The sequence below is a fragment of the Rhodococcus sp. SB1D genome (assembly GCF_048573875.1).
Classification (GTDB): domain Bacteria; phylum Actinomycetota; class Actinomycetes; order Mycobacteriales; family Mycobacteriaceae; genus Rhodococcus_F; species Rhodococcus_F qingshengii.
In genome coordinates this window covers 61,378-73,945 of sequence record NZ_JBMAIQ010000013.1, presented here as the reverse complement: position 1 = coordinate 73,945, position 12,568 = coordinate 61,378, and the positions used below count along the sequence as shown (strand labels likewise).

General features: G+C 63.8%; 11 protein-coding genes. 3 read left to right on the top strand and 8 right to left on the bottom strand.

The genetic code is table 11. The features are described from left to right. Positions 1–49 precede the first annotated feature (49 nt). The 7 genes from ACN50D_RS25445 to ACN50D_RS25415 all read right to left on the bottom strand — a co-directional run bounded on the left by ACN50D_RS25445 (position 50) and on the right by ACN50D_RS25415 (position 7,642). On the bottom strand, positions 50–1,591 hold the full coding sequence (locus tag ACN50D_RS25445) for an HNH endonuclease signature motif containing protein (protein WP_051720841.1): 1,542 nt from the start codon (positions 1,589–1,591) through the stop codon (positions 50–52). 231 nt (positions 1,592–1,822) lie between these two features. Next, positions 1,823–1,969 (bottom strand): hypothetical protein, encoded by a 147-nt coding sequence (locus ACN50D_RS25440; RefSeq protein ID WP_155277926.1) that lies wholly within the window; start codon positions 1,967–1,969, stop codon positions 1,823–1,825. A gap of 76 nt (positions 1,970–2,045) precedes the next feature. Next, entirely contained in the window at positions 2,046–3,017 is a 972-nt protein-coding gene (gene egtD, locus ACN50D_RS25435) for an L-histidine N(alpha)-methyltransferase (protein ID WP_030536289.1), read from the bottom strand. Next, positions 3,014–3,760 carry an ergothioneine biosynthesis protein EgtC gene (gene egtC / locus ACN50D_RS25430; RefSeq protein WP_007728904.1) on the bottom strand — a complete coding sequence of 249 codons (747 nt, stop codon included), beginning with the start codon at positions 3,758–3,760 and terminating at the stop codon, positions 3,014–3,016. The genes egtD and egtC overlap by 4 nt, the downstream gene beginning before the upstream one ends. Before the next feature lies 1 nt (position 3,761). Beyond that, entirely contained in the window at positions 3,762–5,069 is a 1,308-nt protein-coding gene (gene egtB, locus ACN50D_RS25425; RefSeq protein WP_042920949.1) for an ergothioneine biosynthesis protein EgtB, read from the bottom strand. Further along, on the bottom strand, positions 5,066–6,289 hold the full coding sequence (egtA, locus tag ACN50D_RS25420; protein ID WP_211920660.1) for an ergothioneine biosynthesis glutamate--cysteine ligase EgtA: 1,224 nt from the start codon (positions 6,287–6,289) through the stop codon (positions 5,066–5,068). The genes egtB and egtA overlap by 4 nt, the downstream gene beginning before the upstream one ends. A gap of 78 nt (positions 6,290–6,367) precedes the next feature. Continuing rightward, entirely contained in the window at positions 6,368–7,642 is a 1,275-nt protein-coding gene (locus tag ACN50D_RS25415; RefSeq protein ID WP_211920662.1) for an APC family permease, read from the bottom strand. Positions 7,643–7,656: 14 nt separating this feature from the next. Here ACN50D_RS25415 and ACN50D_RS25410 point away from each other — a divergent pair, with 14 nt between their 5' ends. Continuing rightward, entirely contained in the window at positions 7,657–8,838 is a 1,182-nt protein-coding gene (locus ACN50D_RS25410) for an aminotransferase class V-fold PLP-dependent enzyme (protein WP_050654520.1), read from the top strand. 82 nt (positions 8,839–8,920) lie between these two features. Then, a complete protein-coding gene (locus ACN50D_RS25405) occupies positions 8,921–10,381 on the top strand; it encodes an FAD-dependent oxidoreductase (protein ID WP_211920664.1) in 1,461 nt (486 codons plus the stop codon). Here the strand turns inward: ACN50D_RS25405 and ACN50D_RS25400 are convergent. After that, positions 10,378–11,583 (bottom strand): GAF domain-containing protein, encoded by a 1,206-nt coding sequence (locus tag ACN50D_RS25400; RefSeq protein WP_307850414.1) that lies wholly within the window; start codon positions 11,581–11,583, stop codon positions 10,378–10,380. The genes ACN50D_RS25405 and ACN50D_RS25400 overlap by 4 nt on opposite strands. A gap of 290 nt (positions 11,584–11,873) precedes the next feature. On the opposite strand from ACN50D_RS25400, the gene ACN50D_RS25395 reads away from it, so the two are divergent. Beyond that, entirely contained in the window at positions 11,874–12,482 is a 609-nt protein-coding gene (locus ACN50D_RS25395) for a 50S ribosomal protein L25/general stress protein Ctc (protein WP_003946242.1), read from the top strand. Positions 12,483–12,568 lie beyond the last annotated feature (86 nt).

Sequence of the window (12,568 nt, the reverse complement as noted above, 5' to 3'; positions counted from 1 at the left end):
TTCGGGCCCTCTCGCTATACCCGCAGGCCACAGGAGAAACGAAACCCCTTCAGAAGTCGGCAAACTCCGGCAAAGCGTTCGCCAGTGGGTATGCGTTACGTCTTGATGCAGATCGTGCCTTCCGCCAGCCGGGCACACTCCAGTCCAGGAGGTATTCGAGATCCGCTTCCACTCCCCTGTCCCGAAGTCCGAAACGTCGTTCCAGCGCATCGTCGTCCGTCAAATGCAGTCTCGCCGCGTCGGGCACTCTCAGTTCGGGGTCACAGAATGGGCCTACGGGCGCGGTAACCGTTCGTCGTCCTGACGGATCTTTCCACTCCAGAAGACCACCTCCGATTTGCTTCACTGTCCACCTGCCAAACGTCTTCAGTCGGTGATGTTTTCGACACAGACAGGCCAAGTTCCGTTCTGCAGTAGGCCCTCCCTGAGCGGGGTTGCCGTGATCGAACGGCACCGTGTGATCGATATCGCAACTATCAGAACGCACAACACAATTCGGAAAGCGGCACGTACCGTCTCGCGTCCTTACAATCGTCACCAACGCCGCGGACGGCTGGTACGTGGATTCACCGCGCCGCGAACCACTGTTCCTTCTCGAGCGATTATCCCTTGCCGCAGCGGGCAATATCTCCGGTGAGCGCATCGACCGACCCACGCCGAGCACCGGTCCGACTGCCCCCGCAGTCGAACAATGTTGCACCTCGGACGGTGCAAGGGTGAGGACTCTCTGCCACGTGGCGTCCGCGGCGATCGCGCGCGCATGGTCGGCATCGATGTGGCCGTACCCCTGCAAATAGCCTGGCAGGTCGTCGAATCCGAGCAGGGTGGAGGCGTTGACACCCACAAGAATTGTCGCAATCGGGAGCGCGGAGGTCTTCGTATCATCCCTACGGGTGCAATCGCCGTCGCACTGACAATCCAACGACGTCTTTCCTTCCGCCAATGCGATCAGTGCATCGGCACGCCGTTGCCCGAAAGTTCTCGGATCGGAACCACAGACCTGCATCGACATCGCACGGAGCCTCGTGGCCAAAGTCTGAGCGCCGACCGCTGGAAGCATTCCGTCCAGAGTCGACATACCGTCGTGCGACGCGCACGTCCGAACGTCCCGATCCGCCTCCGCACGAACTCGCCTGGCACGCACCCCATCAGGGTCGTGCCGAGCAATGAGACCTCGTGCGCGCGCCTTCAACTTGTTACCGGTTACACGGCAGGCACCGTCCACGAGGAGTCGCTCGATGTCATCGAGCGCGTGCTCGGAAACGTTGGCGAGAGCTTCGGACAGTGCCATCGCTTTGGCCAGATCGATGTCACCGCAAGCAAAAGCGGCCGCCACCCGCGGAAGTCGCCAGCGCAGGTCACATCCCAGTGCAATCATTTTCTGCGCGGCGTACTCCGTAATGCTCAGTATCGACGCGATCTCCACGTGCGCGAATTGACCCCGAAAAGCCTCATTGACTCCAACCGCGGCATCCTCCTCACAACGGTCCAAGTACAGCGCAGTGACCGCGTCGATCTCGAGGAAGTGGGCGCGCGCGATTTCCGCATGCTGCCGAAACAGCGCGTCCGCGGAAGTCTTCGATTCGAACATATGAGCGATTCTACGGGCGCCCACCGACAAGTTTTTGCGAAATCCCGGGGTATTCACCGATACCTTTTGCGCTCCGATGTCACTACGTTCAATCGCATGACTCAGCATCCGACACGAGATCAACCGTACTTCGGCATAGCGATATTCGAGTTGGGGAAGAATGACGGGGTCGGGTGCTTCTACCGAGAGGACTGTTATCTCATCTGGGCTGGCGACCCCGCTGAGGCGCAGTCAAAATTCGAGCGCAAGGCCGGCGAGCAGGAGTATCCGCTCGGCGCGAGCGATGACCAGTCCTATGTAAAACTCGCGCATCTCGTGGATCTTGCGCCGGTGTCGGACGCTGTCCATACCGGCACCGCAGATCTCTACTCTCGACACTTCTCAAATATTGCCGCCTACAGAACTTTTGAGACACTTCTAGGGGGGAGACAGCATCCTCTGACAAGCGCCCACTTCACGCCCGCTGCGCGCACAACAGCGCAAAGCGCTGATCCTGATCCGTCCACACCTTCCGCACCCCGAAGCCCGCGGACGCGAGTTCCGCGGCAATCCCCTCCTCGGTGAACTTCGCCGAGATCTCGGTGCGCAGCTGCTCGCCCGCTGCGAAGGTGATCTCCAGATCCAGGTCGTCGATATGCACCGAGACTTCACGAAGTGCTTCCAGGCGCATCTCGATCCACTCGTTCTCGGCATCCCAGAGCGCGACGTGACGGAAGTCCTCCAAGGGAAAGTTCGCTCCCAGTTGCTTGTTCAGGACCGAGAGAACATTGAGATTGAACTGCGCAGTCACACCGGCAGCGTCGTCGTAGGCGGGAACGAGGACTGCGGGATCGATCACCAACCCCACGCCCAGGATCAGGTTCTCACCGGGATCGAGCACCGCTGCAATGCCCGAGAGGAACTCGGCGCGTTCTGCCGGAACGAGATTGCCGAGAGTTCCACCGAGAAAAGCGACCGCGCGCCGTCCACCCCCGGGTAGATGATGCAGCGAACCGGTGAAGTCACTGACCACCCCTACCACGTCGATTCCGGGAAACTCGGCACCGACTTGCTGCGCCGCACCTTCGAGGGCCGTCACCGAAACATCCTGTGGTACATACGTTCGCAGAGTTCCGCGAGCCGTCATCGCGTCGAGGAGTAACCGCGTCTTCTCAGAGGAACCTGAACCCAGTTCGATCAGGATCTCGGGTTCGGTCAACGCCGCGATCTCGTCGGCGTACCGAGCGAGCAGGCCGCGTTCGGTACGGGTGGGGTAATACTCGGGTAAGGCCGTGATCTCCTCGAAGAGTTCACTTCCACGCGCGTCGTAGAACCATTTGGGCGAGAGCCACTTCGGCGTAGCGGTCAAGCCCTCCCTGGCCTCGGCTCGCAATGCGTCGACCGATTCGGCCGGTGTCAGATAAACCTCGAGCGTAGGGGTTTTCATTGTTCTCCCATCGGTATCGGCGTGATGATCAAATGGCCGGGACGCGCGCAGACGATGTGCCGGTCCGGCACCTGCTCCCAGTCCGGCGAACGATCGGACGGTTCGGAAACGATCAGTGCCCGCGACTCGTCGACCCGCGTGTACAACGTGTGGCCCCACGCCGTGGCCCACAGTTCCTGCCCGTCGCCGAACAGGAGGTTCAATCGTGAATCCGGTGCCGCCGCAGCCACATCGTGAACGAGGCTCGTCACGGCGGCTTCCGCGGGCTTCGACTTCAACCGATGCCGAAGCACTGTCCACAACAAGGCAGCATCCGTCGGCGCGGGCATCTTCAGCAATTCGACGGCCGGAACTTCTGCTGCCAAGTCGGCGAGTGAGCCAGGCCAACCGGATACCGCTCCGTTGTGGCTGAAAGCGTAGGTTCCGTCGACGAACGGTGCGCAGGCACCGATCTCGACGGCCATCCCCTCCGTCGCGGAACGTACGGCGGCGAGAACGGATCCGGAAACGATGTGGGACAACGTCTCGTCGACTGTCGGGTCCGACCAGATCGGCGAGATACTGCGGTACCGTCCCTGCCTTCCACCGTTCCACCACACCGCGCCGAATCCGTCGGCATTGATGGTCCCGCCGCCACGCATCTCGCGAGGTGCCCACGACTGTCGCATCAGTGAGTTCTCGCCGTCGTGGAGGAGTTCACGAACCGAACGCGGCGGCCCGAGATACCCGAGGTGCCGACACATGTCAGGATCTACCCGAAATCGTTCTGGCGCAGCGAAAACCCGAGAAGATCTGGCGCCTGATCGGGTGGTCCCAGTTGCGGAACGTCCCCCGGCAGGCAACGCTGTCGGTCCCGAACGATCCCCCTCGCAACACTTTGTAGTCGCCGCCGAAGAACACCTCCGAGTACTCCCGGTAGGGGAAGGCCCGGAAACCCGGATACGGATGGAAACCCGAAGACGTCCACTCCCACACGTCACCGATCAACTGCTCGACACCTGCTGCCGATGCACCCGCCGGGTACGAGCCGACGCCGGCGGGACCGAGATGGCGCTGACCGAGATTGGCAAGTTTCTCGTCTGCGGACACGTCCCCCCACGGGAATCGTCGCGATCTTCCGGATTCCGGATCCCACCGCGCGGCCTTTTCCCATTCCGCCTCGGTGGGAAGCCGTTTGCCTGCCCAGCACGCGTAGGCCTCGGCTTCGTAGAAGCTCACATGCACGACGGGCTTGTCCGGTGGGACCGGAGCCTCGACGCCGAAAGTCTCGTGCCACCAACCCGAACTGTCGCGTTCCCAGAACAGTGGTGCACGGAGCTTCGCGTCGACGCGATGCCGCCAACCGTCTCGAGACCACAGTTCCGGTCGGGAATAGCCGCCGTCCTCGATGAATTCGACGAACTGCCCATTGGTGACCGGGAATCTGTCGATCGCGAAGTCGGTGAGATAGACCTGATGCGCAGTGCGCTCGTTGTCGAGTGCCCACGGTTCGTCGTCGGTCCCCATGACGAAGGGGCCGGCGGGGATCGTGACCTCGTCGAGTTCCGGCATGCGGGCCGCTTGCGGAGCGGGTGTGGCAACGAGTGCCGTGGGTCCCGAACGCAATTGGTGTGTTGCGAGCATGGTTTCGGCGTGTTGCTGCTCGTGCTGCGCGATCATCCCGAAGGCAAAACCGTCCATGTCGAGTTCTGTGCGTCCGAAGGTGCTGGCTTCGAGCACATCCCAGACCTTCCCGCGAACCGTACGTACGTATTCGCGCGCCTCGGCCGGGTTGAGCAGGGGAAGTGTGGGTCTCGACGATCTCGAATGCTTGAACGCGTCGTACAGCTCGTCTATGTCGCTACGCACCGGATCGCGGCCACCGACATCTCGCACCAGCCAGAGTTCCTCTTGATTGCCGATATGCGCCAGGTCCCACACGAGTGGACTCATCAACGGAGAATGCTGAGCGACCAATTCGGTATCGTCGACGCAGTCTGTGAGCAGCGTCGACCGTTCACGCGCTCGCAGAAGTACGGCCTCGACCGCTTCCTTGGTGATCTCCCCCGTCATGTGTCGCTCTCACCGGGCACAATTGCGCGACAACACCGTTCGGCTGCGGCATCGAGAAGACGGACAAACTGCGGCTCCGGCGCGTACGACGCGGCAAGCGACATCAGAGAGGTTGCCGCCGAACGCAGTTCGACGTCGTCCAAACCGTACTCTGCCGCATCCCGCCATCTCCCGGCCGTCGACGCTGCGGCATCACTCGCCTCACGCATCACGGCAGGCCCGGACAGCAACGCGTCGATCGCTGCTACCGGTACTCGCCACAGATCTCCCGGCTGCGCATCGATGTAGCGAACCTCCAGATGGCCGACAGCGCGAACCGGCGGGAACAGCGTGGACAGGTGATAGTCCAAGTCCGCCCAGACGGGTCGGCGTCCGACCTCGGCATCCAAAGCGCCGTCTATCCAGTCCCCGAAAGTGGCACCCCGCGGAGCCGTCCAATCGTCGCCCTCGTTTCGCACACACATCAGCGGAACATCGAGCGCCCAGCCGGCGTAGTCCTGCACTTCCGGGACTGCGACCGTTCGCCAGGAATCGAGTTCGAGCCACGTCCGCATGCGTTGGGACGCCCAATCCCCTCTCGGAACCCCTTGCAAGCGTGGAGAACACGCAAACGCAGCGATGAGCGCCGGCCCCATGTCCCCGAGGAGCCGCCAGCGCTTGGCAATGGACTCCGGGCTGCCGCCGGCATCGACACTGACCTGCACTGCTGCTGTATTGCACATCATCAAGGTGCCGTACGGTCCTATCCCGGCGAAGCGGGATTCCATTGCGCAATAACGTGGCAACCGGAGAATCCGGGAAGGTGGTCGGGCGACGTCGGCCGCGGCAGAACTGATTTCGATGGAGTACGACGCGAGGAGTGTTTCGAGAGTACGACGGTCTTCGTCGAGACAGTCACACAGTTCTCGGGCGGACGTCCGCGGCGCTGACGAGAGTTCGATCTGTCCGCCAGGTTCTACGGTGACGAGGCTGCCACGAGGAAGCGGAACCGCTGGTGAATCCGGGTCGATACTGGTGGGTGCGTGTCGCCCGAGTGCCTTTGCCAGAGTCGCTGCTGACGGCCGCTCCCCACCGGGAACCTGGCTGGTCAGCCATTCGAGCTCAGCTCCGACCAAACGGGGTGGCCCCTGTTTGAAGCACACACCACCGACGTAGGCCTCGGCCGCAGGACGTGAATCCACCTGCGTGGTCTGTGCTGCTGTCAACGCTGCTGTCACCATTCGACTTCCCCTTCGGGCGGTCTTCGCGGTCGCTACCGACGATAGAACGCCAACGTCCGAGATGCACCCTTTGTGGTGTTACGTGTCGTTGAATTTCTTCAGTCGTATCCACCGGTACCCACAACCGGCCAGAACCACACCTGCGCCGGAAACAACCGCGATCCACGGAAGTGTGACCACCAGAACGACACAACCAGCCGCGCCGACCGCTTGCAGCCACTTCGGATACATCCGGTCCACACCGCGTTGGCTGTACGCACTCACGTTCGCGACGAAGTAGTAGAGCAGCACTCCGAACGACGAAAAGCCGATCACCCCACGAAGATCGGTTGTCGAGACCAAGGCGATCACAACGGCACCGACCACAAGTTCCGCATGGTGAGGGACCCCGAACCGTGGATGGACTGCAGCGAGGGCCACTGGCAGATCGCGCTCGCGGGCCATCGCCATCGCCGTACGACTCACGCCGGCGATCAGAGCCAGCAGCGCCCCCGCCGACGCCGCCGCGGCACCGATCACCACTACGGGAACGGCCCAGCTCCACCCGACTGCGCCCACCGCATCTGCCAGTGGTCGCGCCGAATTCGCCAGCCGATCAGGTCCCAGCGTCACCAACAGCACCACCGCTACCAGCGCATAGAGGATGACGGCGACGGTGAGTGCGATCAGGATCGTCCGCGGAATCGTTCGACGCGGATCACGCACTTCCTCCCCCAGCGTCGCGATCCTGGCGTACCCGGCGAAGGCAAAGAACAGCAGTCCCGCCGATTGCAGAATGCCGTACCACGACCCGAATGCGAGATCCGGGAACTCGCGCACCGCACCAGGACCGACGACGGCAACCACCAGCGCTACACACAGCGCCGTCGTCGACACGGCGACGATCACCCTGGCCATGTGCGCCGTCCGCGTGACTCCGCGGTAGTTGACTGCAACCAGCGCTGCCACCACCAATACCGCGACGGGGACACGCCACGCCGTAGGCGCAACATACGTCGCGAAAGTTAGAGCCATTGCCGCGCAGCTCGCGGTCTTCCCGATCACGAACGACCAGCCGGCGGCAAACCCCCACCAGGGTCCGAGCTGCTCACGTCCGTAGACGTAGGTCCCGCCTGAAGTGGGGTATCTGGCCGCAAGCTGCGCCGACGACGTCGCGTTGCAGAATGCGATGAACGCTGCAATCGCCAGGCCCACAAGCAACCCGGTACCGGCTACTGCGGCAGCGGGCGCGAACACCACGAAGACTCCGGCGCCGATCATCGCGCCGAGGCCGATCACCACGGCATCGGCCGTGCCCAGTCTTCGCTCCATCGGGACAGCTTCGTTCACAGGTAGTTTGAACCACACCGACATGAACGGAAGGTGCCATGTTCGATCTCGACACGATCCGCCGCGACACTCCCGGATGCCTTGACAAGGTGTTCCTCGACAGCGCGGGATCCTCGCTCCCGCCCGAGCCGGTGCCGGCCACGATGATCGAGCACCTGCGACGTGAAGCCGACGTCGGCGGATACGTCGCAGCTGCTCGTCAGAGCGGCGCCCTCGCTGCTGTTCCCCATTCGCTGGCCCGGGTCATCGGTGCTCAGGCAACCGATATCGCTTTGACGGACAGCGCGACCCGCGCGTGGAACGACTTCCTCGCTGCCGTTCCGCTCGGACCCGGTGATCGAATTCTCATCAGCGGAGTCGAATACGCGAGCAACGCCATCGCTGCACTGGGGCGGGCGCGTTCGACCGGTGCCCACGTCGAGATCATCCCGAGCGATCAGTACGGACGCATCGACCTCGACGCACTCGAGAACATGCTCGACGATCGGGTTCGCGTCGTCTCCGTCGTCCACGTCCCCACCAACGGCGGCCTGATCAACCCCGTTCGCGAGGTCGTCGAACTCGCGAGGGCCCACGGCTCGCTCGTTCTGCTCGACGCATGCCAGTCCGTCGGCCAATTGCCCATCGACGTCACCGAACTCGGCGTCGACGCCCTCAGCGCAACCGGCCGCAAGTGGCTCCGCGGGCCACGCGGAACCGGATTCCTGTACGTCCGCCCCGGACTCGTCGATGCACTCGAACCCGCTGCGATGGACCTGCACGGAGCGGAATGGACCGGCGAGAACAGCTTCGTCCCTGCGCCGGATGCAACACGATTCGAACTCTGGGAAACGAGTGTCGCGGCGCGCCTGGGTCTCGGCGTCGCCGCCGACTATCTGCTCTCGATCGGCACCGACACGGCGTGGGAGCAGATCGAATCCCGAGCAGTCACGCTGAGGGAAGGTCTGGCAGCGATTTCCGGAGTCGAAGTCCGCGATCGAGGAACCCATCTGAGCGGCATCGTTTCCTTCACCGTCGACGGTATTTCCGAGCACCTGGTTCGGGATCAGCTTGCAGCACAGAACATCACCGTCACCGTCAGCGGTCGCGGGTCCACCCTCCTCGACATGGATGCCCGCGGACTCGACGCCGTGGTTCGCGCATCGCCGCACTACTTCGTCGACGAAGCCGACCTGGACACATTTCTGGGCGCGGTGAGGAGTTTGCAAACCTCCCGTTGACCGGGACCATGCCTGATCTGCGGAAGTCGAAACTGCAACTGTGGGGTGATCAGCAGTTTCGCCTTCCGAGAGGACTATTCGCATGGCCGACCCCACCGTCAGACCGATCTCCGCTGCCGACATCACCACCTGGGACTACGAGGCCGACGTCGTCATCGCGGGATACGGCATCGCCGGCGTCACCGCTGCGATCGAAGCAGCTCGTGCCGGCGCCGAGGTGCTCGTCCTGGAGCGGACGGGCGGTTGGGGCGGAGCCGCGTCACTGGCTGGTGGATTCATCTACCTGGGCGGTGGAACGCCGTTGCAGAAGGCGTGCGGGTTCGAGGACTCGGTCGAGAACATGAAGACGTTCATGAAGGCAGCGCTCGGCCCCGGAACCGACGATACGAAGATCGACGCGTACTGCGAGGGCAGCGTCGATCACTACAACTGGCTCGTCGACGCCGGGGTCCCGTTCAAGGAATCGTTCTGGGGTCAGCCCGGCTGGGAACCGCCGTACGACGACGGCCTGATGTACTCGGGAGGCGAGAACGCCGCGCCGTTCAACACCCTCGTCGACCCCGCGCCCCGCGGACACGTTCCGCAGATGTCCGAGAAGAACACCGGCGAGAAGGGCGGCGGCTACATGCTGATGAAGCCACTCGTCGAGACGGCCGAAAAGCTCGGCGTCCGAGCAGAATACGATCTGCGCGTCCAAACTGTGGTGGTAGACGGCGATCGGGTTGTCGGCGTCGTCGCCAAGCGTTACGGCAAAGACGTCGCGATTCGCGCACGCAAGGGAGTCGTGCTGGCGATGGGCAGCTTCGCGTACAACAACGAGATGGTGCGCTCGAACGCACCGCGTATCTTCGGCCACCCGGCGGCCTCCATCGAGGCGCACGACGGCCGCGCAATCCAGATCGGTCAGGCACTCGGCGCCGACACCGCACACATGGACGCCACCGAGGTCGCGTTCTTCTGCGACCCGCAGTTGATGGTGCGCGGCATTCTTGTCAACGGCCGCGGTCAGCGATACATCCCCGAGGACACCTACCCCGGCCGCGTCGGCCAGGCAACGCTGTTCCAGCAGGACAACCAGGCATTCCTCGTGATCGACGAAGCTGCGTACGAGGAAGGCATGAATGCCGAATCGTCCAGTGCACAGTTGCGGGCGCAGCCGAGCTGGGTGGCGGAGACCGTCGAGGAACTCGAAGCCGAGATGGGATTGCCCGCCGGATCGCTGCAATCCACCGTCGACCTCTACAACCGGCACGCGGCTGAAGGTTCGGATCCGGTGCTCGGCAAGAAGTCCGAGTGGGTGAAGCCGATCGTCGGCCCGTTCGCGGCAATCGATCTCCGTGGCCGCACAGGCGGATTCACGCTGGGAGGATTGAAGACCACCGTCGATTCCGAGGTTCTGCACGTCTCGGGTGCGCCGATCCCCGGACTTTTCGCAGCGGGTCGCTGCACGTCCGGTGTCTGTGCGGGCGGTTACGCCAGCGGGACAAGTCTCGGCGACGGCAGCTTCTTCGGACGTCGTGCCGGAATCAGCGCGGCGCGCTAGATCACCACAACTCGCACGCCCTCGGCAAAGCGGTACGGCTGAGTCTGCAGGACCGCGCCGAGGTGTTTCCTCAGTCTGGACACCTCGGCGCGCACTGCCACGACATGCTCGCGATCACCGAAGAGCACTTCGCTCAGGCCTGCGGCATCCACACCTGCCGGACCGACGGCTGCCAGTGCCCGCAAGATCTGGGCGTGACGCGGCGAAAGCGCGCGCGTCCAGTTGGCGTCACCACGCACCGTCACCTGCGGCGATGCGCCGAGGGCCAGCTCCAGCTCGATCAACGGCCCGCCGACGCCGGTGCGCAACAGCCAGCCGTCTCCGAGCGGCTCAGGCAGACACATCCCCAGACCTGGCACGATGACGGGCTTTCCCGCACTGGGTGCTGCCACGCGGTCAGGCGCGGCAATCCCGCTGGCGCCGGCCACCCAGCCGTACTCGTCGACCACCAATGCCGGACCTGTTCCTGCCGCGAACAGCGGTGCCGCCCGCGAGCGCAGGCGCTCGAGCGAAGCCGCGTGCTCGCGCCACAGCGTCGCCTCCGCGAGGCGAACCGCGGTGCGCACCAGCGCGACGGTGGTGGGATGCACCGAAGCTGCGGATCCACTGATGTCCACCACGCCCAGTATCTCGCCCGTCCGTGGGTCGTGCACGGGCGAGCCGGTACACGACCAATTGTGATGCGTGGGCGCATAGTGCTCGGCCGAGAAGAGTTGCACCGCAGAGTCTTCGATCAGCGCGGTACCTATCGCGTTGGTCCCCACCGACTGCTCCGACCAGCGTGCGCCTTCCGCGAACCCGAGAGCGTCCGCCGCACGTTTGACGGTCTTCGCCCCTTCGCGCCAGAGCAGGACACCGTCGGCGTCGGCAACGACCACGATGAAGCCCGCGTCCTCGGCGACCTCGGTGAGCGTGGTTCGCAGTTCGGGCAGAACGCTTCGCAGCGCGGTACGCGAACGCCTCGCCTCCAACTCGGAGAAATCGGCAACAGTAGACGCACCGCAGTGATCCGGCGTGAGCCCGCCGGCGGCCACCCTCGACCACGACCGCGCCACGACGGTCCGCGGCTGCGCCGGTGGTTCCTGGCCGGAGAGAACTGCGTCGTGCACCCGACTGAGTAGGCGAGCATGCTGCGACAGGTCGGTACCCGGCACGACGGCACCGAGCCGACTGCCTTCGGGAGCGTTCCCCACGGTGGTCACTCCGTCAGGCTACCGCTTTCGATGTGACGCGAACCACGTCCACACGGCCAGGTCCCCACCACCTGCGATTAGCGGCCGGGAGCAAACTCCGGTAACGTATCCAAAGTTGTCTCGGCGAGGGTGAATCGCAGCAGTTCCACACGTTGCAGGTTTACCGTGATCGACGCGGCTACGGCTCAGCTCGAGCGTTTCGCTCCTGGCCGTGTGCGCGCCTGTCCGCCTTGCCGCAGGCAAAACCACACGTCAGTAAACCGAGCACGAACCCCGTGAGTTGTAGGAGCCGTTTCATCATGTCTGAAGAAAACAACCTCGTCGCCGTCGTCCGCACCGAATTCGGCAAGGGCGCAGCTCGCCGCGCACGTCGTGACGGCCAGGTCCCCACGGTTCTGTACGGCCACGGTGAAGATCCCCGCCACCTCAATGTGCCGGCTCGCGACTTCGCCGCCATCCTCCGTGCACACGGCACCAACGCCATCCTCACCCTCGACATCGAGGGCACGGAGCAGGTTGCACTGACCAAGTCGGTCGTCGTGCACCCCATCCGCAACTACATCGAGCACGCCGACCTCCTCGTCATCAAGAAGGGCGAGAAGGTCACGATCGACGTGAACGTCATCGTCGTCGGCGATGCTGCTGCAGGCACGATGGTCGCGCAGGACGCATCCACGATCTCCATCGAGGCCGACGCGCTTCACATCCCCGAGCAGATCGAGGTTTCGGTCGAGGGTCTCGAGATCGGAACCCAGATCCTGGCCAGCCAGCTCGAACTGCCCAAGGGCTCGACCCTGCAGGCTGACGCCGACACCCTGATCGTCAACGTCGTTGCTGCACCCACCGAGGCAGACCTCGAAGAGGGCGCAGAAGCTCCCGCCGCCGACGAGGCTGCAGAAGAGGCCTGATCCTCTCGGTTCCAACAGAACTCACTGCGCGCGGCGCGTCATTCCGATTCGGAGTGACGCGCCGTTCGTGCGTAGCAGGAAAAATC